The sequence below is a fragment of the Streptomyces sp. NPDC020884 genome, from assembly GCF_044333935.1.
Taxonomy (GTDB): domain Bacteria; phylum Actinomycetota; class Actinomycetes; order Streptomycetales; family Streptomycetaceae; genus Streptomyces.
On the sequence record NZ_JBIRRY010000013.1, the window covers coordinates 185,984 to 208,018 of the forward strand.

The window sequence follows — 22,035 nt, forward strand, 5'->3', positions numbered from 1 at the left end:
GGTCCATCAGGACACTCGTGGGTCCGGGCCCCGCTCGCCAGGCTGCCCGTATGGCCCCTTCGACCCCGACCCCGCCCCCGACGCCCACCCCCACTTCTCCCTCCCGCCGGTCCTGTGCCCACCGCGCCTGGCTGATGGCCGCCGTCGCGGGCGCGGCGATCGTCACGGCCGGCGCGTTCACCACCGTGCCGGGCCTGCTGGTGACGCCCCTGCACGAGGAGTACGCCTGGGAGCGCGGGCAGATCGCGCTTGCGGCCTCGGTGAACATGGTGCTCTTCGGCCTCACCGCACCGTTCGCGGCGGCGCTGATGGACCGGATCGGGGCCCGCCGGGTGGTCATGGGCGCCCTGCTGCTGGTCGCGGCGGGGGCGCTGCTCACCGGCGTGATGACGCGGCCGTGGCAGCTGGTCGCGTACTGGGGCGTGCTGATCGGCCTCGGCAGCGGCTGCCTGACCATGACGTTCGCCGCCGGGGTGACCTCCCGCTGGTTCGTCCGGCGGCGCGGCCTGGTGACCGGTGCGCTCAGCTCCTCCAGCCACCTGGGCCAGCTGCTCTTCCTGCCCCTGCTGGCCTGGTCCGTCGGCCGCTTCGGCTGGCGTCCGCCGGTGGTGACGCTGGCGCTCGCGGCCCTGGCGGTCGCCGCCCTGGTGTTCCTGCTGCTGCGCGACCACCCCGCCGACGCGGGCGTCGAGCCGTACGGGGCGACGGAGTCCGTCCCCCGGCCGCCCCCGGCTCCCGGGGCGGCGGCCCGGACGCTGAAGGTGCTCCTGCGCGCGGCGCGTACCGGCCCGTTCTGGCTGCTGGCCGGGATGTTCGCCCTCTGCGGGGCGTCCACCAACGGCATCATGTGGTCCAACTGGGCCCCGGCCGCGCACGATCACGGCATGCGGGCCACGGCGGCGGCGTCGCTGCTGTCCCTCGTCGGGGTCTTCTCCGCCCTCGGCGCGCTCCTGTCCGGCTGGCTGACGGACCGCTTCGACCCGCGCCGCCTGCTGACCGTCTGCTTCGCCGTCCGCGCGCTCACCCTGCTCGCCCTGCCGCTGGTGTTCAGCTCCGCGGTCACGGCCCCGATGCTCCTGTTCGTGGTGGTCTACGGGCTCGTCGACGTCGCGACCGTGCCGCCCGTCATCGAACTCGCCCGCCGGGTGTACGGGGAGGACGGCCCCGTCGTCTTCGGCTGGACGAACGCGGCCCACCAACTGGGGGCGGGCGCCTCGGCCTTCCTCGGCGCCACCGCGCGGGACGCGTTCGGCGCGTACGACGTGGTGTGGGCCGCGCTGGCGGCCGGGTGCCTGGTCGCGGCGCTGCTGGCCCCGGCCGTCCGCGTGAGGGCACACCGCGGGCCCGCCGGCAAGCGCGCGGGCTACCCTAGTCAAAGTTGAATAGGAAGGTGGGTGTCATGTCCGCGATCCGGCTGCTCGTTCTCGGCGCCGTGCGCATGCACGGCCGGGCGCACGGCTATCAGGTCCGCAACGACCTGGAGTACTGGGGCGCGCACGAGTGGTCCAACGCCAAGCCCGGGTCGATCTACCACGCCCTGAAGCAGATGGCGAAGCAGGGACTGCTCCTCGCGCACGAGACGGCCCCCTCCACGGCGGGCGGCCCGCCGCGCACCGAGTACGAGGTCACGGACGAGGGGCTGGCGGAGTACCGCACCCTGCTGCGCGACGCCATCCGCGCCTACGACCAGAGCACGGACGTCCTCTCGGCGGCGATCGGGTTCATCGTCGACCTGCCCCGCGAGGAGGCGGTCGGGCTGCTCAGGGAGCGGATCGAGGGCATCGCGGGGTGGCGGGAATCGGTCACCGAGTACTACACGCCCGAGGACGGCCCCGAATCCCTCGGCCACATCGGCGAGATCATGAACCTGTGGGTGCACTCGGCCGACAGCGGCGCGGAGTGGACCCGCGGCCTGATCGCCCGCATCGAGGGCGGCGCGTACACCTTCGCGGGCGAGGGCGACCCGTTCGTCGGAGTGCTCGCCGCGGGCGAGGAGAACCCCTACGCCACCGGTGTCCCCGATCCCGGGGACCGCGACTAATCAAGTTTGACGAATGCCGGAACGGGGTTTACCTTCGAGCTGCTAGTCAAGTTTGACTACAGGAGGGTGCGGTAATCGTGACCGAAGCGATCGTCATGGACGGTGTGCACAAGCGGTACGGGGAGAAGCGCGCCCTGGACGGACTGGACCTGGCCGTCGGCAGCGGCACCGTGCACGGAGTCCTCGGCCCCAACGGGGCGGGCAAGACCACCGCCGTACGGATCATGTCGACGCTGCTGCGCCACGACGCGGGCCGGGTGACCGTGGCCGGCCTCGACGTCCGCGAGCGGGCGGGCGAGGTGAGGCGCAGGATCGGGCTGCTCGGGCAGCACGCGGCGGTGGACGAGCAGCTCGGCGGGCGGCAGAACCTGGAGATGTTCGGGCGGCTGTACCACCTGGGCGCACGCCGGGCGGGCAGCCGGGCGGACGAGCTGCTGGAGCGGTTCGGCCTCGCGGACACCGGGCGCAAGGCCGTCAAGCAGTACAGCGGCGGCATGCGCAGGCGGCTGGACCTGGCGGCGTCGCTGATCACCGATCCGGACGTGCTGTTCCTGGACGAGCCGACGACCGGCCTCGACCCGCGCGGCCGGGCCGAGGTGTGGGAGGCGGTGCGGTCCCTGGTCGGCGGGGGCGCCACGGTGCTGCTGACCACGCAGTATCTGGACGAGGCGGACCAGCTGGCCGACCGGATCTCCCTGATCGACGGCGGCCGGGCGGTCGCCGAGGGCACCCCCGACGAGCTGAAGGCCCTCGTCGGCGGCGACCGGATCGACATCGTCCTGCGCGACGCCTCCCGGCTGGTGGAGGCGGCCGCCCTGCTCGGCGGCGCGGACCTGGTGCTGGACGCCGACCGACGGCTGATCGGCGCGCCCGCCCCGGACCGGATGGCGGCGCTGACCCGGACGGTGCGGCTGCTGGAGGAGGCGGGCATCGAGGCGGAGGACATCGCGGTGCGCCGCCCGACCCTGGACGAGGTGTTCCTGTCCCTCACCGGCCGGCCCGCCGGCGAACGGACCGTACAGCAGACGGAGAAGGCGGAGGCGACGGCATGAGCGCGACGACGACGACGGCGGTCCCCGGACCGGGCGGGGCCTCCTCCCGCCTCGGCTGGGCGCTGGCCGACTCCTGGACGATGACCCGCCGCGAACTGGCGCACTGGGCCCGGCAGCCCGTCGCGGTCCTCGTCAACCTGGTCTTCCCGGTGATGCTGCTCCTGATGTTCACGTACCTGGTCGGCGGCGGCCGGGGCGTCGAGGGCGACCCCACCGAGTTCCTGGTCCCCGGGATGCTCGCGCTGACGATGGCCTTCGGCCTGGAGAGCACGATGCTCGCGGTCACCCAGGACCTCGGCAAGGGCGTCATCGACCGCTTCCGCTCGATGCCGATGGTCCCGGGGGCCGTTCTGGTCGGCCGCAGCGCCGCGGACATGCTCCAGTCGACGGCCGCGCTCGCGGTGATGACGGGGGTCGGGTACGCGGTCGGCTGGCGCTGGCACAACGGGGCCGCCGCCGCGCTGGGGGCGGTGGGGCTGCTGCTCCTGCTGCGGTTCGCGATGCTCTGGGTCGGCATCCAGCTCGCCATGGTGGCGGGGCGGCCGGAGATGGTCGCGGCGGTCCAGATCCTGGTCTGGCCGGTCGGCTTCCTCTCCAACGTGTTCGCCACCCCCGACTCGATGCCGGGCTGGCTGGGCGCGGCGGTCGAGTGGAACCCGATGTCGGCGACGGCCACCGCCGTGCGGGACCTGTTCGGCAACCCCGGTGGGGCGACCGGTTCCTGGGCCGCCGAGCACGCTCAACTCCTGGCGGTGCTCTGGCCGGTGGCCATCGTCGCGGTGTTCTTCCCGCTGGCGGTGGGCAGGTTCGCCCGCCTCAGCCGGTAGGGGGCCGGGGCGTCAGTGGTGGAAGGCCGTCGCGGTCGGCCGGTCGTGACTCAACGGGTGCTTCTGCGACCGCAGTTCGGGCAGCAGTAGCTTCAGGTCCTCGATCAGCAGCTCGGCCAGGTCGGAGGAGAACCCGTTGCGGCACACCACCCGCAGCACCGACAGGTCCTGCCGGTTGGCGGGGAAGGTGTAGGCGGGTACCAGCCAGCCGTGCTCCCGCAGCCGGCGCGAGACGTCGAACACGTCGTACGCGTGGACGTCCTCGTTCGTCGTGAAGGTGAACACCGGCAGCTCGTCGCCCCGGGTGAGCAGCCGGAAGTCGCCGAGGTCCGCCACCGCACGGGCCAGGCCGCGGGCCACGTCCCGGGAGGCCTGCTGGACCGCCCGGTAGCCGTCGTGCCCGAGGCGCAGGAACGTGTAGTACTGCGCGACCACCTGCGCCCCGGGCCGGGAGAAGTTCAGCGCGAAGGTCGGCATGTCGCCGCCCAGGTAGTTGACCCGGAAGACCAGCTCCTCCGGCAGCGCGTCCGCCGTACGCCACAGCGCCCAGCCGACCCCGGGGTAGACGAGGCCGTACTTGTGGCCCGAGGTGTTGATCGAGGACACCCGCGGCAGCCGGAAGTCCCACACCAGGTCCGGGTCGAGGAACGGCGCCACCATCGCGCCGGACGCCCCGTCCACATGGACCGGGATGTCGAGGCCGGTGCGCTCCTGAAGGGCGTCCAGGGCCGCGCACAGCTCGGCGATCGGCTCGTAGGACCCGTCGAAGGTGGAGCCGAGGATCCCGACGACCCCGATGGTGTTCTCGTCGCAGAGCTCGGCGGCGGCCGCCGGGTCCAGGTGGAACCGCTCGCCCTCCATCGGGACCAGCCGGGCCTCCACCTCCCAGAAGGCGCAGAACTTCTCCCAGCAGACCTGCACGTTGACGCCCATCACCAGATTGGGCCGCGCCGTCGCCGGATAGCGGTCCGCGTTCCGCTTCGCCCAGCGCCGCTTCAGGGCGAGCCCCGCGAGCATGCACGCCTCGCTGGACCCGGTGGTCGAACACCCCACGGTCGCCCTCGGATCGGGGGCGTTCCACAGGTCGGCGAGCATCGCCACACAGCGCCGCTCCAGCTCGGCGGTGCGCGGGTACTCATCCTTGTCGATCATGTTCTTGTCCCGGCACTCGGCCATCAGGACGCCGGCCTGCGGCTCCATCCACGTGGTGACGAACGTGGCCAGGTTGAGCCGGGAGTTGCCGTCGAGCATCAGCTCGTCGTGGACCAGCCGGTACGCCGTCAGCGGCGGCAGCGGCCCGTCGGGCAGCCGGTGCCGGGGCGGTGCGGTGTTCATCGCGGCCGTCGGGTCCGCCTCGCCGAAGAAGGGGTTCAGGGCGAGCCGGCGCCGCTCGTCGGAGGGTTCGTCCTGTTCCGGGTGGGCGCCTCGGTGGAGCGGCATGGGGGAGTCCTTCTCTCGGCTCGCTCGGCTTCGTGTCGCGTACGGCGTCCGGCCGCTCAGCCCTCGGCGGCCAGGCCCGCCTTGATGGCCCGGGTGAACTTCACGACCCGCTCGGCCTGCACGCGTGCGGCGGTGCGCGTCTGCTCGCCGACCGGGATGTCGCCCTGCCCGGCGACGTGGGAGGTGCCGTACGGGTTGCCGTCCACGAACTTCGTGGGGTCGGTGTACCCGGGGGCGACGAGGATGCCGCCGAAGTGGTGGATCGTGTTGTAGAGCGCGAGCAGCGTGGACTCCTGGCCGCCGTGGGCGGTGGCGCTGGAGGTGAAGCCGCTGTAGACCTTGTCGGCGAGCTGCCCGGCCTGCCACATGGAGCCGAGCGTGTCGATGAACTGCTTCAGCTGGGCGGTGATGTTCCCGTACCGGGTCGGCGAACCGAAGATCACCGCGTCCGCCCACGCCATGTCGTCCGCCGACACCTCGGGGATGTCCGCGGTCGCGGCGACGTTCGCGGCCCACGCGGGATTGGAGTCGATGGCCGACTGCGGGGCGAGCTCCGCCGCCCGGCGCAGCCGCACCTGTGCCCCGGCCCGCTCCGCGTCCTCGGCGATGGCCTTCGCGATCGTGGCGACGGTGCCGGTGGACGAGTAGTAGACGACGGCGACGTTGACGGGCGTGGGCATGCGGGGACCTCCGTCGAAGCAGCATCAGTGCAAAGCGGCGTAAAAGCGCACGAGATCGACGATACGGAGGTTCAGCGTGTCCGGCGCGCCGGACGGAGCCTTCGCCGTGACCGCGCGCGCCGCCGCCTCACCGCAGGGGCTTTCCGTCCCCGTCCAGCTGCATCTGGGCCCGCCCGGTGACCAGCAGCCAGGCGGGCAGGGTGGCCGCGCACAGCAGCGGCAGCACGGACGCGTCGCTGACCAGCACCGCCGCGGTGAACAGGCTCACCCAGCCCTGCCGGGTGACGGCGAGCAGGACGCCCAGCACCGCGCAGGACACCGCGAGCGCCGCCGGGACCGCGTCGACGAGCGCGTGGGCGCAGAGCCCGAGCGACACCCCGGCGAAGACCGCGGGGAAGATCCGGCCGCCCCGGAAGCCGCAGGTGGCCGCGATCACGAGGGCGGCCATCTTCACCACCGCCATCCCCGCGAACGCCCCGGCCGACCAGCCGTCCGGGTCCCCGGCCAGCTCCTTCACCTCGTCGAGCCCCTTGAACAGGGTGAGGTGGCCGCCCAGCGCGCCGAGCAGTCCCAGCACCAGTCCGCCCACCGTCAGGGCGAGCACCGGATGCCGCAGGGCCATGAAGAACCGGTGCGCGACCGGGAAGGCGTACACCGCCAGCAGGCCGAGGAGCGCGCCCGCCGAGGCGATCAGCAGGGCGGAGAGCAGATCGCCCCAGTGCGCTCCGGAGTACGCCGGGAGGGACAGGTCGAAGCTGGGGTGCGCGAGCAGCGACATGGTCAGCGCGCCGGCCGTGCCGGCCGCGAGCGGGGCGAACAGCCGGTCCCAGAACGCCCCCGGCCCCGGCTGCGAGGCCAGCGTCTCGGAGAGGATCAGCGCGGCGGCGATCGGCGTGCCGAAGAGGGCCCCGATCGTCCCGGCCGCGGCCAGGGACACCCACAGCTCGCCCGGCGCGCCGGGCGCGAACCGCCGGCCGAGCCAGAAGGCCAGCGCGATGTTGGCCGCGGTGATCGGGTTCTCCGGACCGAGGCTGACCCCGCCCGCCAGCGCCAGGACCGTCACCAGGAGCAGTCCGGGCACGATGCCGGGCCGCATCGGGGCGTCGACCAGCCCGGTGGTGGCCGGATCGGGGCCGCCGTGACCGGGCACGCCCCGCAGGACGAGGCCCACCGCGAGGCCGGTCGCGGTGAGCATCACGATCATCCACAGCGAGGAGAACCGCCCCACCCCGAGGGCGTCGGGCAGGGTCTCCCACAGCACGTCCTGGAGCCCCTCCGCCAGCAGGCTCACCCCGAGGAGGATCAGCGCGCAGACGACGCCGACGGCGATCGCGGGCAGGACGAGCGGCAGGAGCCGCCGGGCCGGGGCGGCCGGGGGGCGCGGCGGAGCGGGGGATTCTGGGGCCACCGACTCACCATAGGGTGACGAAACGGATAAAACGCCTCAATGGTGGCCCCAGCTGTGCCGCGTCACCCCTTGCTGATCACCGCCGCCGTCCCGTACGCGCAGACCTCCGTGCCGACGTCCGCCGCCTCGGTGACGTCGAAGCGCATCATCAGGACCGCGTTGGCGCCCCGGGCCCTCGCCTGCTCCACGAGTCGTTCCATCGCCTGGTTGCGGGTCTCCACCAGCGTCTTGGTCAGCCCCTTCAGCTCGCCGCCGATCATCGACTTCAGCCCGGCGCCGATCTGGCTGCCGAGGTGACGCGACCTCACGGTCAGTCCGAAGACCTCGCCGATGACCTGGGTCACCTGATAGCCGGGTACGTCGTTCGTGGTGACGACCAGCACGTCCGCCTGGGCGGCCTGGCCGCCGCCGAATTCCTCAATGCCCATGTTTGTGGCACCTCCTGTGATCACCTTCGGGCTGCTTCCCAGGATGCGCATTCCCGCCGTGCGCCACTGGAACCAAGGGCGTCCATCGGGCGTTGATAGCTTGGGGCGGCCACGCAGCCGCCATCGCACACATCCTGGAGCCCGGACCCTTGAATACGCTTGCGCTCGGACCGAGCTGGCTGGACCCGGACTATCTGCTCAACACGTTCGGACTCCCCGGCCTCCTCCTCATCGTCTTCGCCGAGTCCGGCCTCCTGATCGGCTTCTTCCTGCCCGGCGACTCGCTGCTGTTCACCACGGGGCTGCTGGTGACCACGGGGCAGCTGAAGTACCCGCTCTGGCTGGTCTGCACGCTGGTCGCCGTCGCCGCGATCGTCGGCGACCAGGTGGGCTATCTCTTCGGCCGCAAGGTCGGCCCGGCCCTCTTCCGGCGCCCCGACTCCCGCCTCTTCAAGCAGGAGAACGTGGAGAAGGCCCACGAGTTCTTCGAGAAGCACGGCCCGAAGTCCCTGGTCCTGGCGCGCTTCGTGCCCATCGTGCGCACCTTCACGCCGATCATCGCCGGCGTCAGCCGGATGAACTACCGCTCCTTCATCACGTACAACGTCGTCGGCGCGATCCTCTGGGGCGTCGGCGTCACCGTGCTCGGGGCGATGCTCGGCAAGATCGACTTCGTGCACGAGCACATCGAGATGATCCTCATCCTGATCGTGCTCATCTCCGTGGTGCCGATCGTGATCGAGGTGCTGCGGGCCCGCAGCCAGAACAAGAAGGCCGCCGCGGCCGAGGCGGCGGACGGCGACGACGGCTCCGGCCGCCCCCCGGCCGGCGGCAACGGCCCCTCCGGCCAGCGCGGCCGGCACGCCAAGCGCTGACCCCCGAGTACGGACGCGAAGAAGGCGCCCCTCCCGCAGATCTGCGGGAGGGGCGCCTTCTTCGCGTACACGACGCCCGGCGGGCTCAGAACCCGCGGGTCCGCTTCGCCGCCCGGCGGCTCGCCCCGCCGACCGCGCCCGGCACCCCCATGAACAACCGCGAGATCTCACTCCCCAGGTTCACCCCGATCGCGATGGCCAGCGCCGTCGCGACCGCCGTCGACAGCGAGGTCAGACCCCGGGTCACATCGTTCTGGGCCACGCCGAGCAGACCGAAGTACGTCGCCGAACCCGGCAGCAGCGGCCCGATCGCCGCCGTGATGTACGGCAGCGACGAGGTGAACCGGTAGCGCGAGAACAACTGGCCGAACAGGCCCACCAGGCCGGCCGCCACCGCCGTCGCCGCGACCGGCGAGATCTTCCCCGTCTGGGCCATCGCCCCGAAGACGATCCAGGCCACGCCGCCGTTGAGGGTGACCGCCAGCACCGTCGACCGCTCCTGCTGGAGCAGCACCGCGAAGGCCAGACTCAGCGACATCGACACCAGGATCTGGATCACCGGCCGGTCGTGGCCCACGAGCTGGGCCTCGGGATTGAGCTCGGCCCCCAGCTGCACCCCCAGGTACAGGATGATCAGCACACCCGCGACGATCCCGATGAAGAAGTACATGACCTCCAGCAGCCGGGCCGACGCGGTGATGTAGTAGCCGGTCAGCCCGTCCTGCACCCCCGCCACCAGCGCCCGCCCCGGCAGCAGAGCGAACAGCCCACCGGTGATCACCGCCGAGGGCCGGATGTCCGTCGAATGGGTCAGCGTCAGCGCCACCCCCATCGCGGCGGGAGGCATCGCGGCCACCGTGAACTGGTAGAACTCCGGCAGCCCGCGCCCGGCGCACAGCCACGCCAGCCGGTCGCCGAGCATCGCGCCCGCCGCCGCCACGATGAACACCAGCGCCCCACCGCCGACCAGCACGGAAGCCGAACCGGCCAGCAGCCCGGCCGCCGCCGTCAGCACCCAGCCCGGGTACGGGTGCCGATTACGGCGGATCTCCGCGAGCCGCCGGTAGGCCTCCTCCAGCGAGACATCGGCATCGGTGCTCGTGATGTCGTCGACCAGCCGGAACACGGCCGCCAGACGCGTGTAGTCGGTACCCCGGCGGCGCACCGTGCGACTCGCCGTCACCGGGTCGTCGACCAGCGACGGCTGGTGCGAGATGGACAGCAGCGTGAACGTCACCGTCGGCTCGCTGCGGTCGAGACCGTAGGACCGGGTCACCGCGAACATCGCCGCCTCGACGTCCTCGGCGCCCTCGCCGCCCGCCAGCAGCAGCTCCCCGATACGCAGCGTCAGGTCGAGCACACGCGGCACGGCGGGCCCCGTGTCGTCATCGGTGCGCTGGATCGCCTCCGGGGCCGGGCGCTCGGTCACCGGCATCCGCAGCATCGTGCGCATCCGGTCCTGCCAGGGCGCTTCCTTGGTCAGCTTGACCATCGGAATGCCCTGCGCCGGAGTGAACGCGGGCGGTGCGTGCTGGGCGTTGTACGCGCTCGGCGGGGTGAAAGCGGAACTCAGCGTGTCGGAGTTCCCACCGCCACCGGGGCCGCTGCCCGAGGGGGCAGGACCGCTCGCGTCCTGGTGCACGCCGGTCGGCAGCGCGAACTCCGACGTCGGATGGTCCTCCTCGGGCGGCGACGCCGGCTGACTCGTCCCCGCGGGCGGGGAGAAAGCACTGCGTGCCTCGTCGGACTGGGGCTTCTGGTCCTCCGGACCGCCCGATTCCGCCACCACTCGACCTCGCTCCTCCTCGGCTGCACACCCTTCGGCCGCACGTGTGCCCAGTATGGCCACCGTCATGGGCCCCGCACACGCGGTGACCGCGGACAGCGAAACGGGCGGCACACCCGCGAGGGTGTACCGCCCGTTCCGAGACGGCCGTCCGGCTCACAAACGGAACCGGAAGAGGGACGTCAGTGCGCGCCGCCCTGCGCCTCGAGACGCTTGTACGAGGCCTCGATCTCGGCCTCCGCCTCGGTACGGCCGACCCAGTCGGCGCCCTCGACGGACTTGCCCGGCTCCAGGTCCTTGTAGACCTCGAAGAAGTGCTGGATCTCCAGGCGGTCGAACTCCGACACGTGGTGGATGTCACGCAGGTGCTCCACCCGCGGGTCGGACGCCGGGACGCAGAGCAGCTTGTCGTCGCCGCCCGCCTCGTCGGTCATCCGGAACATGCCGATGGCACGGCACTTGATGAGGCAACCGGGGAAGGTCGGCTCGTCCAGAATGACCAGCGCGTCCAGCGGGTCGCCGTCCTCGCCGAGGGTGTTCTCGACGAAGCCGTAGTCGGCCGGGTAACTGGTCGAGGTGAAGAGTCGACGGTCCAGGCGGATCCGACCGGTCTCGTGGTCCACCTCGTACTTGTTCCGCGAACCCTTCGGGATCTCGATGGTGACGTCGAACTCCACGGGTGGCTCCTCCATGATCAACACATACGACTGGTGATTAAGTGTCCCTCACGCAGAAGAGTGCTCGCGAAAGGGGCTGGTCAACGGTGGCCGAGCCGGTGGAAAGACCGTCGATGCGCCCGTCGGACCCATGGGGCAGGCTGAAGATCCTTAAGGGCGGACCCCACGGGCTCCACACCTGGCAGGTCATCGCAGGCTCCGCAACGCTCGGCCTGGTCGTCGCCGCCGGTGCCGTCCTCGCCACCGGCCCCTGGGACAACGGTCAGCGTAAGGCCGAGCGGGAGCTGGCAGTCGCCGCGGACCGGACAGGTGGCGCACATCACGGACGCCCGACGCCCGACGGCCCCCGCCCGGCCCCCAGCGCCCCGCCCGTCCTGCCCGCCCTCGGCACCACCGTCCACGACGCCCCCCAGGACCCCGCCGGACTCCGCGACATCCTCGCCCCGCTCATCGGCGCGCCCGAACTCGGCACCAAGGTCGCCGCGTCCGTCGTCGACACCGCCACCGGCAAGCAGCTGTACGGACACGGCGCCACCGCTCCGATGACGCCGGCCTCCACCATCAAGATCGCCACCACCACCGCCGCGCTCTCCGTCCTGGGCCCCGACCACCGCATCGCCACCACGGCCGCGCTCTCCCCCGACTCCCGCACCCTCACCCTCGTCGGCGGCGGCGACCCCACCCTGAGCGCCGCCGCCCTGCGCACGATGGCCGCCGACGCCGCCGACGCCCTGCGCGAGGACGACCGGGCCTCGGTGCGGCTCGCCTACGACACCTCCCGCTACACCGGCCCCGTGCTCCACCCGATCAGCCCCAACGAGAACATCGCGCCCGTCACCGCCCTGATGGTCGACGAGGGCCGCCTCGACGACACGGACCGCGGCCCCGCCGACCGCACCGACGACCCCGCGGGCGACGCCGCCCGAGCCTTCGCCGCCGAGCTCAGGAAGGCCGGCGTCAAGGTCACGGGAACCCCCCGCGAGGCCCGCCCGGCCGCCGAGTCCCGCACCGTCGCCACCCACCGCTCGGCCCCGCTCTCCGCCCTCGTCGAGCGCACCCTCACCAACAGCGACAACGACATCGCCGAGGCCCTCGCCCGGCAGACCGCCATCGCCAAGGGCGAGAGCGCCGACTTCGCCGGAGTCCGCCGCGCCGTCACCAACGAACTGAAGAAGCTCCACATCCCGCTGGCCGGCGCCCACCTCGCCGACGGCAGCGGCCTGGACCGCGAGGACCGGGTCACCCCCGCCCTCCTCACCGCTCTCCTCGCCCGCGCCGCCGACCCCGAACGTCCCGGGCTGCGCCCGGTCCTCACCGGCCTCCCGATCGCCGGATTCAGCGGCACCCTCGACGACCGCTACCGGCAGGACTCCGAAGGCACCGGCCTGATCCGCGCCAAGACCGGCACCCTCAACGGCGTCAACTCCCTCGCCGGAACCGTCGTCGACTCCCGGGGCCGACTGCTCGCCTTCGCCTTCCTCGCCTCCGGCAGCCGGTCCGCGACCGAGGCCGAACCCGCCCTCGACGCCCTGGCCACCGCACTGGCCGGCCCGGCCTGACCGGCAGGACGCCCGCAAGACCCCACCACCGGACGACGGGCTCACGTACGGTTGACGCATGACGAGCATCGGTGGTGCCGAGATGGTCGACTGGAATCTCGCGGTGGCGACCGCGACCCGGCTCGTGCGGCCTGGGCCCGACATCAGCCGTGAGGAGGCCCGCGCCGTCGTCGCGGAGCTCCGGCGACACGCCAAGGCCTCGGAGGAGCACGTCCGGCTCTTCACCCGGATGATCCCCGAAGGGACCGAACCCGAGGACACCCCCGTCCTCGTCGTCGACCGGGCCGGCTGGATCAAGGCCAACGTCGCCGGCTTCCGCGAACTGCTGCGCCCCCTCCTCGCCAAGATGGAGAGCCGCCGCTCCGCCGGACCCGGCGGAGCCGTCCTCGGCGCGGTCGGCGGCAAGGTCACCGGCGTCGAGCTGGGCATGCTGCTCTCGTTCCTCGCCTCCCGGGTCCTCGGCCAATACGAGACCTTCGCCCCGGCCACCCGGGAGCTGCCCGCCTCCGCGAACGGCGGCGGCCGGCTGCTCCTCGTCGCCCCCAACATCGTCCACGTCGAACGCGAGCTGGACGTCGACCCGCACGACTTCCGGCTCTGGGTCGCCCTCCACGAGGAGACCCACCGCACCCAGTTCACCGGCGTGCCCTGGCTCCGCGACCACCTCCAGGGCGAGATCCAGACGTTCCTCGACGAGACCGACGTCGACCCGATGACCTTCGTGGAGCGCCTGCGCGAGGCCGCCCAGTCCCTCTCCGGCGCCGGACGGCCCGAGGGCGAACAGGGCGAGGACGGCGGCCGCAGCCTCGTCGACATCGTCCAGACCCCCGCCCAGCGCGAGGTGCTCGGCCGCCTCACCGCCGTCATGTCCCTCCTGGAGGGACACGCGGACTTCGTGATGGACGGCGTGGGCCCCGAGGTCGTCGGCTCCGTCACCGAGATCCGCGAGAAGTTCCAGCAGCGCCGGGCCCAGGGCGCGGGCCGCCTCGACCAGGCCCTGCGCAAGCTCCTCGGCCTGGACGCCAAGCTCCGGCAGTACAAGGACGGCGAGAAGTTCGTACGATCGGTCGTCGAAGAGGTCGGCATGGACGGCTTCAACCGCGTCTGGACCTCACCGAACACCCTCCCGACCAAGGCCGAGATCGCCAAGCCCGCCGACTGGGTCGCGCGGGTGCACCGTAAGGCCGAATCCTGACCATCAGGCCGCCCGCGGACGGAAATTGGCCCTCCAATCACCCATCCGAGGGACCATAGGGGCATGGGAAGGCGTGCAATGCTCGATGAACAGCTTGCCTCTGTCACCATCGACGCACTCTGAGTGACGGGACTCACGCGTTCCGGCGCTCGACGCTCCTCCCGAACTCCACGAAGGGCACCGGACATGGGTCCCCATCCTGCGGTCGCGGCGATACGCCTGGCGGTCCGCCGCGTACTCCACGACGTACTCACCGAATTCCACCGGCACGCCGACCACGACCGGCCCGCCGAAGCGGCGAGGCGCCCGGCGCACGCCGCCTGCTCCCCCTACGCCGAGGCCGGCGCCGCGGGCAGGCCGACTCTCCCCGAACGACCCGCACGGCCCGACACCCCGCTCGTGCTCGTCGCCTGCTCCGGCGGCGCCGACTCCATGGCGCTCGCCTCCGCCCTCGCGTTCGAGGCCCGCAAACTCGCCGTCCGGGCCGGCGGCATCACCGTCGACCACAACCTCCAGCCGGGATCCGGGCTCCGCGCCGCCGAGGTCGTCACCCGGCTCACCGCCATGGACCTCGACCCCGTCGAGGCCGTCGCCGTGCACGTCGGACGCGAGGGTGGCCCCGAGGCCGCCGCCCGCGACGCCCGCTACGCAGCGCTGGACGCCGCCGCCGAACGCCACGGCGCCGCCGCCGTCCTGCTCGGCCACACCCGCGACGACCAGGCCGAGACCGTCCTCCTCGGCCTGGCCCGCGGCTCCGGCATCCGCTCCCTCTCCGGCATGGCCGCCGCCTCCGGGCCGGCCGGCCGCTACCGCCGCCCCTTCCTCCAGCTCGACCGGCAGACCGCCCGCAAGGCCTGCCTGGTCCAGTCCCTGCCCGTCTGGGACGACCCGCACAACATCGACCCCGCCTACACCCGCTCCCGGCTCCGCCACGAAGGCCTGCCCGCCCTGGAGAAGGCGCTCGGCAAAGGCGTCGTCGAAGCCCTCGCCCGTACCGCCCAGCTCTCCCGTGACGACGCCGACGCCCTGGACACCTGGGCCGCCGAGGCCGAGCTGTCCGTACGCGACGACACCGGCCGCCTGGAGTGCGCCAAGCTCTACGTCCTGCCGCCCGCGGTACGCCGCCGGGTGCTGCGCCGCGCCCTGATCGAGGCCGGGGCGCCCGCCGGCTCCCTCTTCGCCCGGCACCTCGAAGAAGTCGACCGTCTGATCACCGGCTGGCGCGGCCAGCGGGCCATCAACCTGCCCGGCCGCGTCGAGGCGATGCGGCAGGGTGGCAGACTGGTCATTCGGCAGAGCTGACGCGCAAGCGGCTGAAGTGCAGGCGAACAGCCGGCCCGGCCCGGGGCGCGCCCCGGGCCGGCAGGCAGAGAAAGAGACGTGGGTGAACGAGAAGGACATGGGTACCGACCTTCAGTCGGTGCTCCTCACCAAGGAAGAGATCGACGCGAAGCTCGTCGAGCTGGCCGCGAAGATCGACGCGGAGTACGCGGGCAGGGACCTGCTCATCGTCGGCGTCCTCAAGGGCGCGGTGATGGTCATGGCGGACCTGGCGCGCGCGCTGTCCACCCCCGTCACGATGGACTGGATGGCCGTCTCCTCGTACGGAGCGGGCACCCAGTCCTCCGGCGTCGTCCGGATCCTCAAGGACCTGGACACCGACATCAAGGGCAAGCACGTCCTGATCGTCGAGGACATCATCGACTCCGGTCTGACGCTGTCCTGGCTGCTGTCCAACCTGGGCTCCCGGGAGCCGGCCTCGCTGGAGGTCTGCACCCTGCTGCGCAAGCCGGATGCCGCAAAGGTCGCGATCGATGTGAAATGGATCGGTTTCGACATCCCCAACGAGTTCGTCGTCGGCTACGGGCTGGACTACGCGGAGAAGTACCGCAACCTGCCCTTCGTCGGCACGCTCGCCCCGCACGTCTACGGCGGCTGACCCCGGCCGACCCGCTGGGGAACCCTCACTGCCTTCGGGCCGTTGGAGCTTCGAAAGCAGGTTTCTCCGCCGTACCCCGCAGTCGCGGGTGACGATGCTGGGGTACCGTCCGAAGAACACTCTTTTCAAACAGCAGCATTTACCTACGGGCAGGAGGGACGGGGCATCTTCGCTCCGTATGGATGGACGTGAAGCGATACTTCCGTGGGCCCGTCATGTGGATCGTGCTGGCCGTCCTCGCCGTGGTCGTGTTGATGCAGGTCGTCGGCTCGTCGGGTGGCCACAAGACCGTGGACACCGGCAAGGTGATCCAGGCGATCAGCAAGGACCAGGTGGAGCAGGCCAAGCTGACCACCGGTGACGAACAAATCCTCAAGATCGAGCTGAAGAAGGGCCAGAAGCTCGAAGGCGAGTCCGGCAGCAAGTTCCAGGCGAGCTACATCGGCAACCAGGGCGTCGAGCTCGCCGACACGTTGCAGCAGAAGTTCGAGAACGGTGACATCGAGAAGGGTTACACCGTCTCGCCGTCGAAGCAGTCCCCGTTCGTCTCGATCCTCCTCTCGCTGCTGCCCTTCGTCCTCATCGTGGTCGTCTTCCTGTTTCTGATGAACCAGATGCAGGGCGGCGGATCCAAGGTCATGCAGTTCGGCAAGTCCAAGGCCAAGCTGATCACCAAGGACACCCCCAAGACGACCTTCTCCGACGTGGCGGGATCCGACGAGGCGGTCGAGGAACTCCACGAGATCAAGGAGTTCCTCCAGGAGCCGGCGAAGTTCCAGGCCGTCGGCGCCAAGATCCCCAAGGGCGTCCTGCTCTACGGGCCGCCCGGTACGGGCAAGACGCTGCTCGCACGCGCCGTCGCCGGCGAAGCGGGCGTGCCGTTCTACTCGATCTCCGGTTCCGACTTCGTCGAGATGTTCGTCGGCGTCGGCGCCTCCCGGGTGCGCGACCTCTTCGAGCAGGCCAAGGCGAACGCCCCGGCGATCGTCTTCGTCGACGAGATCGACGCCGTCGGCCGCCATCGCGGCGCCGGCATGGGCGGCGGTCACGACGAGCGCGAGCAGACGCTCAACCAGCTGCTCGTCGAGATGGACGGGTTCGACGTGAAGGGCGGCGTCATCCTGATCGCCGCCACGAACCGCCCCGACATCCTCGACCCGGCGCTGCTGCGCCCGGGACGCTTCGACCGGCAGATCGCGGTCGACCGCCCGGACATGCAGGGCCGGCTCGAGATCCTCAAGGTGCACCAGAAGGGCAAGCCCGTGGCGGAGGGCGTCGACCTCGGCGCCGTCGCCCGACGCACGCCCGGCTTCACCGGCGCCGACCTGTCGAACGTGCTCAACGAGGCCGCGCTCCTGACGGCGCGCGGCAACAAGAAGCTCATCGACAACGAGAGCCTCGACGAGGCCATCGACCGCGTCGTGGCGGGCCCGCAGAAGCGGACCCGGATCATGTCCGAGAAGGAAAAGAAGATCACCGCGTACCACGAGGGCGGACACGCCCTGGTCGCGGCGGCCTCCCCCCAGTCGGACCCGGTCCACAAGATCACGATCCTCTCCCGCGGCCGCGCCCTCGGTTACACGATGGTGCTCCCGGAGGAGGACAAGTACTCCACGACCCGCAACGAGATGCTCGACCAGCTGGCGTACATGCTGGGCGGGCGTGCGGCCGAGGAGCTGGTCTTCCACGACCCGACCACCGGCGCGGCGAACGACATCGAGAAGGCCACGGCAACGGCCCGCGCGATGGTCACGCAGTACGGCATGACGGAGCGGCTCGGCGCGATCAAGTTCGGCGGCGACAACTCGGAGCCCTTCCTGGGCCGCGAGATGGGCCACCAGCGCGACTACTCGGAAGAGGTCGCGGCACTGGTCGACGAGGAGGTCAAGAAGCTCATCGAGACCGCCCACAACGACGCGTGGGAGATCCTCGTCGAGAACCGCGACATCCTCGACGCCCTGGTGCTCGAACTGCTGGAGAAGGAGACGCTGGGCAAGGGCGAGATCGCGGAGATCTTCGCCCCGCTCGTCCGGCGCCCCGCCCGCCCGGCATGGACCGGATCCGCCCGACGCACCCCGTCGACGCGGCCCCCGGTGCTCTCTCCCAAGGAGCTGGCCCTCACCAACGGCGCCTCGATCGCCAACGGTTCGGCCACCCCGCCGGAGATCGCCCCGACGGACCTGACGAAGGACATCGCCCCGTCCACCGAGGCGATCCCCGAGGAGCGTCCCGAGAGCTGAAGCCGGACCCGGACCGACTCCGGTGAGACCCCCGTCACGGGGGCCGACCCGGTCCCGGAATGGAAGCCGCGCCCCCCAGGTTTTAGCCTGTGGGGGCGCGGCTTTTCCGTATGCCCGCGATGTCCGATCGCGAACCCGCGCACGGGACAGCACAGAGGAACGAGGCACAGATGACCGACCCGGTGACGCTGGACGGCCAGGGTTCGATCGGCGAATTCGACGAGAAGCGGGCCGAGGCGGCCGTACGCGAACTGCTGATCGCCGTCGGAGAGGACCCGGACCGCGAGGGCCTGCGGGAGACGCCGGGGCGGGTGGCGCGGGCGTACAAGGAGATATTCGCGGGCCTGTACCAGCAGCCCGAGGACGTTCTGACGACCACGTTCGACCTGGGTCACGACGAGATGGTGCTGGTCAAGGACATCGAGGTGTTCAGTACATGTGAACACCACCTGGTGCCGTTCAGGGGTGTCGCCCACGTCGGTTACATCCCGGCCTCCACCGGCAAGATCACCGGCCTGTCCAAGCTGGCCCGGCTCGTGGACGTCTATGCCCGACGCCCCCAGGTCCAGGAGCGGCTGACGACCCAGATCGCCGAGTCCCTCATGTCGATCCTGGAGCCGCGCGGCGTCATCGTCGTCGTCGAGTGCGAGCACATGTGCATGTCCATGCGGGGGATCCGCAAGCCCGGCGCGAAGACCATCACCTCCGCGGTGCGCGGCCAGCTCCGCGACCCCGCGACCCGCGCCGAGGCGATGAGCCTCATCATGGCGCGCTGACGCCCCGAGACGCGCTGTACGGGCCGGCGACCGCGTCTACGCGGCCGCCGCGCCCGTGCCGTCGTGGTCGTTGCCGTCCTCCGGGAGGCGGCAGACGCGCTCCAGGAAGAGGGCGGCCGCGATGACCGCGATGCCGGCGACCACCGCCGCGCCCGCGTAGATGGCCTGGTCGCGGCGGGGCGGGATGTCGAGGTAGCTCAGGAGGAAGACGCCGGCGCCGCCGTACATTCCGGCGACCAGAGCGGTGACCAGGGCGCTCGCCTGGCCGAAGACGACCGCGCGGGCCGCGAACAGGGGCTCGACGCCCTTGGCTCCGGGGCGGCGTTCGCGTTGGGCGCGGAGGCGGGCGCGGGTGGAGAGCGCGGTCGCGAGCAGGATCGCCGCGATCACGGCGAGGACGATCGACGCGGCCAGCGGGACGCTCGGCAGGGTGCCGAGGGAGTCCCAGAGGCGGGCCCCGCCCCAGGAGAGGACCCCGGCGGCGGCGAAGAGGCCCGCCAGTACCCCGAGCCGTAGTTGCTTCACCGAGTGAGCCGCCCTTCGTGCCGCCTGTGCCCGGTCCGGCCGTGCGCCGGACCACCGTCCGTCGAGCCTAACGATTACTCCGGCAGGCGCAGTTCCAGGTCGGCGCGGGGCAGGACGCTGTCGCGGCCGACCTCGGTGAGCAGCTGGGCCACCGGCCCGGCGCCGGGCAGCTGGGCCTCGGGGTCCACGTCGTGCCAGGGGGCGAGGACGAAGGCCCGCTCGTGGGCGCGCGGGTGGGGGAGCGTGAGCACCGGGTCGTCGGAGAGGACATCGGCGTACGCCACGATGTCGACGTCGATGGTGCGCGGGCCCCAGCGCTCCTCGCGGACCCGGTCGAAGGCCTCCTCGACGGCCTGGCCGCGCTCCAGCAGGGAGGCGGGGGGCAGCGTCGTCTTCACGAGGATGACCGCGTTGAAGTACGAGGGCTGGGAGTTCGCCTCGACGCCCCAGGGTTCCGTCTCGTACACCGGGGAGACGGCCTTGACCCGGAGGCCCGGGGTGTCCTCGAGGGCGTCGACGGCCCCCTGGAGGGTCTCCAGCCGGTTGCCCAGGTTGGAGCCGAGGGAGATCACGGCCATCTTGGGGTTGGAGAGCGTGATGTCCGCGGCGTCCACCTGCCGGACGACGGCGGTCGGAACCGGCTGTACGGTCGGGTCGCTCTGCCCTTCGGTGGAAAATGCAGTCATGCTCGGCTCCGGGTGATGGTGATGGTCACGTCGTCGAAGGGGACGGTGATCGGCGCGTCCGGCTTGTGCACCACGACCTCGACCTCCTGGACACCCTCGTGCTTCAGGCACTGCTGGGCGATGCGCTCGGCGAGCGTCTCGATCAGATCGACCGGCTCGCCCGTCACCACGTCGACGACCTCCTCGGCCACCACGCCGTAGTGCACGGTGCGGGCCAGGTCGTCGGTGGCTGCCGCGGGGCGGGTGTCGAGGCCGAGCACCAGGTCGACGATGAAGGTCTGGCCCTCTTCCCGTTCCCGGGGGAAGACGCCATGGTGCCCACGGGCCTTGAGGCCGCGCAGCGCGACACGATCCACGCGAATCACTCCTGCTGTTGTTGGTCGAGAGGCACCCGGCCGCGTGCGGGCGGCGAGGTGCCGTCTGGTGAATCTACCTGCGAGCACCGACGGCGCTCGCCCGTGGGGGCCGCGGACGGGGCCGCACCGGGCTGGTAGCCGCCCCTACCCGGCGGTCATGGGTTCCAATCCCTACCCGTCCCGTACCCACTCATGAGGGTGTTTCCTCGTCGTCGTCCTCGTCGGATTCCGCCAGGACGGGCGACCCGTGGTGGGACCAGAGCTTCCAGCCGTCGGCGGTGCGCCGGAACACGTTCGTGGCGACGACCAGCTGCCCGACGAGCGGGCCCAGCGCGTTGCCGTCCTCGGCCGGGCCGCCGCTGAGGATGTTCTCGGTGCAGGTGACCAGGGCGGTGTCGCCCGTCATCGAGACGTTGACGTCGGTGAGGAAGAACTGGATGTACTCGGTGTTCGCCATGATCAGGGCGTAGCTGCGCAGCACCTCGCTGCGGCCCGTGAGCACCGGCCAGCCGGGGTGGACGCAGGAGACGGTGAGGTCCTCGCCCGGCAGCCAGCGCTCGGAGAGCTCCTCGTGGTCACCGCGTTCCATGGCCTCGTAGAAGGCGGTGTTGGCCGTCTCGACCTCCGCGATGTCGGCGGCGGCCCGTGCGTGCTCCTCGTTCACGCGGCTCCCTCGACCGCGCGGGCGACGCGGACCGCGTCGGCGGTGGCGCGTACCTCGTGGACCCGGACCGCCCAGGCGCCGGCCTGCGCGGCGAGCGCGGAGACGGCCGCGGTGGCCGCGTCGCGTTCGCGGGCGGGCGGTGGGGCGGAGCCCGGACCGGCCAGGACGTGCCCGAGGAAGCGTTTGCGGGAGGCGGCCACCAGCAGCGGGCGGCCCAGCGCGTGCAGCTCGGCCAGGTGGGCCACGAGCGTCAGGTCGTGGGCGGCGTCCTTCGCGAAGCCGAGGCCGGGGTCGATCACGACGCGTTCGGGGGCGACGCCGCCCGCGATCACCGCGTCCATCCGCTGCCGCAGCTCGTCGAGGACCTCGGCGACCACGTCCCCGTACACCGCGCGGCTGTTCATGGACTCGCTGAAGCCGCGCCAGTGCATCACGACGAACGGGACCCCGGCGGCGGCGACGGCCGGGATCATGTCCGGGTCGGCGAGGCCGCCGCTGACGTCGTTGACCAGGACGGCCCCGGCGGAGACGGCCCGCTCGGCGACGCGGGCGCGCATGGTGTCCACGGAGACGGTGACGCCCTCGGAGGCCAGCCCCTTCACGACCGGGACGACCCGGCGCAGTTCCTCGGCCTCGTCCACCCGGCTGGCGCCCGGACGGGTAGATTCCCCGCCCACGTCCACCAGGTCCGCGCCCTCGGACACCAGGTGCAGACCGTGCTTGACCGCGGCCGTGGTGTCGAACCAGCGGCCGCCGTCGGAGAAGGAGTCGGGCGTCACGTTGACGACGCCCATGACCGCGCAGCGGTCCCACTCCGGCAGCCCTCGGACCGTGCCCCGTGTGCGTGACGTACTCATACGACCAGACTAGGACCTGCCGTG

The 22,035-nt window shown here is 71.8% G+C and carries 22 protein-coding genes; 11 read left to right on the top strand and 11 right to left on the bottom strand.

Annotated features, from left to right (window positions below):
- Window positions 1-50 precede the first annotated feature (50 nt).
- The 4 genes from ACH4UK_RS33870 to ACH4UK_RS33885 all read left to right on the top strand — a co-directional run bounded on the left by ACH4UK_RS33870 (window position 51) and on the right by ACH4UK_RS33885 (window position 3,920).
- Window positions 51-1,382: an MFS transporter gene (locus tag ACH4UK_RS33870; RefSeq protein ID WP_398362610.1), complete on the top strand. Its 1,332-nt coding sequence runs from the start codon at window positions 51-53 to the stop codon at window positions 1,380-1,382.
- A gap of 17 nt (window positions 1,383-1,399) precedes the next feature.
- Window positions 1,400-2,041, top strand: coding sequence for a PadR family transcriptional regulator (locus ACH4UK_RS33875; protein ID WP_398362611.1), 642 nt, complete (start codon window positions 1,400-1,402; stop codon window positions 2,039-2,041).
- Window positions 2,042-2,118: 77 nt separating this feature from the next.
- Window positions 2,119-3,093 carry an ATP-binding cassette domain-containing protein gene (locus ACH4UK_RS33880; protein ID WP_398362613.1) on the top strand — a complete coding sequence of 325 codons (975 nt, stop codon included), beginning with the start codon at window positions 2,119-2,121 and terminating at the stop codon, window positions 3,091-3,093.
- The gene (locus tag ACH4UK_RS33885; protein WP_398362614.1) at window positions 3,090-3,920 is read left to right on the top strand and encodes an ABC transporter permease; all 831 of its coding nucleotides are present in this window, start codon (window positions 3,090-3,092) and stop codon (window positions 3,918-3,920) included. Before ACH4UK_RS33880 ends, ACH4UK_RS33885 begins: the two co-directional genes overlap by 4 nt.
- A 12-nt stretch (window positions 3,921-3,932) precedes the next feature.
- On the opposite strand, the gene ACH4UK_RS33890 is transcribed toward ACH4UK_RS33885, so the two are convergent.
- From ACH4UK_RS33890 to ACH4UK_RS33905, 4 genes are all read right to left on the bottom strand, one after another.
- Complete coding sequence (locus ACH4UK_RS33890; protein WP_398362616.1) at window positions 3,933-5,360, bottom strand: glutamate decarboxylase; 1,428 nt, start codon at window positions 5,358-5,360, stop codon at window positions 3,933-3,935.
- A gap of 56 nt (window positions 5,361-5,416) precedes the next feature.
- Window positions 5,417-6,040: an NAD(P)H:quinone oxidoreductase gene (gene wrbA / locus ACH4UK_RS33895; protein WP_398362618.1), complete on the bottom strand. Its 624-nt coding sequence runs from the start codon at window positions 6,038-6,040 to the stop codon at window positions 5,417-5,419.
- A 127-nt stretch (window positions 6,041-6,167) separates the two neighbouring features.
- Window positions 6,168-7,448, bottom strand: a complete 1,281-nt coding sequence (locus ACH4UK_RS33900; protein ID WP_398362620.1) for an ion channel protein — start codon at window positions 7,446-7,448, stop codon at window positions 6,168-6,170.
- 62 nt (window positions 7,449-7,510) lie between these two features.
- On the bottom strand, window positions 7,511-7,876 hold the full coding sequence (locus ACH4UK_RS33905) for a YbjQ family protein (RefSeq protein ID WP_030331636.1): 366 nt from the start codon (window positions 7,874-7,876) through the stop codon (window positions 7,511-7,513).
- A 149-nt stretch (window positions 7,877-8,025) separates the two neighbouring features.
- Here ACH4UK_RS33905 and ACH4UK_RS33910 point away from each other — a divergent pair, with 149 nt between their 5' ends.
- Window positions 8,026-8,751 (top strand): DedA family protein, encoded by a 726-nt coding sequence (locus ACH4UK_RS33910; RefSeq protein ID WP_398362622.1) that lies wholly within the window; start codon window positions 8,026-8,028, stop codon window positions 8,749-8,751.
- Between the two features lie 85 nt (window positions 8,752-8,836).
- On the opposite strand, the gene ACH4UK_RS33915 is transcribed toward ACH4UK_RS33910, so the two are convergent.
- Window positions 8,837-10,540 (bottom strand): threonine/serine exporter ThrE family protein, encoded by a 1,704-nt coding sequence (locus ACH4UK_RS33915; RefSeq protein WP_398362624.1) that lies wholly within the window; start codon window positions 10,538-10,540, stop codon window positions 8,837-8,839.
- A gap of 179 nt (window positions 10,541-10,719) precedes the next feature.
- On the bottom strand, window positions 10,720-11,214 hold the full coding sequence (locus tag ACH4UK_RS33920; protein ID WP_018959738.1) for an inorganic diphosphatase: 495 nt from the start codon (window positions 11,212-11,214) through the stop codon (window positions 10,720-10,722).
- 113 nt (window positions 11,215-11,327) lie between these two features.
- On the opposite strand from ACH4UK_RS33920, the gene dacB reads away from it, so the two are divergent.
- The 6 genes from dacB (at window position 11,328) to folE (ending at window position 18,923) form a co-directional block, all read left to right on the top strand.
- Window positions 11,328-12,773, top strand: coding sequence for a D-alanyl-D-alanine carboxypeptidase/D-alanyl-D-alanine-endopeptidase (dacB, locus tag ACH4UK_RS33925; protein WP_398362626.1), 1,446 nt, complete (start codon window positions 11,328-11,330; stop codon window positions 12,771-12,773).
- A gap of 58 nt (window positions 12,774-12,831) precedes the next feature.
- A complete protein-coding gene (locus ACH4UK_RS33930; RefSeq protein ID WP_398362628.1) occupies window positions 12,832-13,968 on the top strand; it encodes a zinc-dependent metalloprotease in 1,137 nt (378 codons plus the stop codon).
- 186 nt (window positions 13,969-14,154) lie between these two features.
- Window positions 14,155-15,270 carry a tRNA lysidine(34) synthetase TilS gene (gene tilS, locus ACH4UK_RS33935; RefSeq protein ID WP_398362630.1) on the top strand — a complete coding sequence of 372 codons (1,116 nt, stop codon included), beginning with the start codon at window positions 14,155-14,157 and terminating at the stop codon, window positions 15,268-15,270.
- Between the two features lie 97 nt (window positions 15,271-15,367).
- A complete protein-coding gene (gene hpt / locus ACH4UK_RS33940) occupies window positions 15,368-15,907 on the top strand; it encodes a hypoxanthine phosphoribosyltransferase (RefSeq protein WP_069756216.1) in 540 nt (179 codons plus the stop codon).
- Between the two features lie 182 nt (window positions 15,908-16,089).
- Window positions 16,090-18,147: an ATP-dependent zinc metalloprotease FtsH gene (gene ftsH, locus ACH4UK_RS33945; protein ID WP_398362632.1), complete on the top strand. Its 2,058-nt coding sequence runs from the start codon at window positions 16,090-16,092 to the stop codon at window positions 18,145-18,147.
- A gap of 170 nt (window positions 18,148-18,317) precedes the next feature.
- Window positions 18,318-18,923, top strand: coding sequence for a GTP cyclohydrolase I FolE (folE, locus tag ACH4UK_RS33950; RefSeq protein ID WP_398362634.1), 606 nt, complete (start codon window positions 18,318-18,320; stop codon window positions 18,921-18,923).
- Window positions 18,924-18,959: 36 nt separating this feature from the next.
- Here the strand turns inward: folE and ACH4UK_RS33955 are convergent, their stop codons facing one another.
- From ACH4UK_RS33955 to folP, 5 genes are all read right to left on the bottom strand, one after another.
- Window positions 18,960-19,448 carry a DUF3180 domain-containing protein gene (locus ACH4UK_RS33955; protein ID WP_398362636.1) on the bottom strand — a complete coding sequence of 163 codons (489 nt, stop codon included), beginning with the start codon at window positions 19,446-19,448 and terminating at the stop codon, window positions 18,960-18,962.
- A gap of 74 nt (window positions 19,449-19,522) precedes the next feature.
- Window positions 19,523-20,134 (bottom strand): 2-amino-4-hydroxy-6-hydroxymethyldihydropteridine diphosphokinase, encoded by a 612-nt coding sequence (folK, locus tag ACH4UK_RS33960; RefSeq protein WP_398362637.1) that lies wholly within the window; start codon window positions 20,132-20,134, stop codon window positions 19,523-19,525.
- A complete protein-coding gene (gene folB / locus ACH4UK_RS33965; protein ID WP_003968268.1) occupies window positions 20,131-20,490 on the bottom strand; it encodes a dihydroneopterin aldolase in 360 nt (119 codons plus the stop codon). The genes folK and folB overlap by 4 nt, the downstream gene beginning before the upstream one ends.
- Before the next feature lie 190 nt (window positions 20,491-20,680).
- The gene (locus tag ACH4UK_RS33970; RefSeq protein ID WP_398362639.1) at window positions 20,681-21,154 is read right to left on the bottom strand and encodes a nuclear transport factor 2 family protein; all 474 of its coding nucleotides are present in this window, start codon (window positions 21,152-21,154) and stop codon (window positions 20,681-20,683) included.
- Window positions 21,151-21,948 (bottom strand): dihydropteroate synthase, encoded by a 798-nt coding sequence (gene folP, locus ACH4UK_RS33975; protein WP_398362734.1) that lies wholly within the window; start codon window positions 21,946-21,948, stop codon window positions 21,151-21,153. The genes ACH4UK_RS33970 and folP overlap by 4 nt, the downstream gene beginning before the upstream one ends.
- Between the last annotated feature and the right edge of the window lie 87 nt (window positions 21,949-22,035).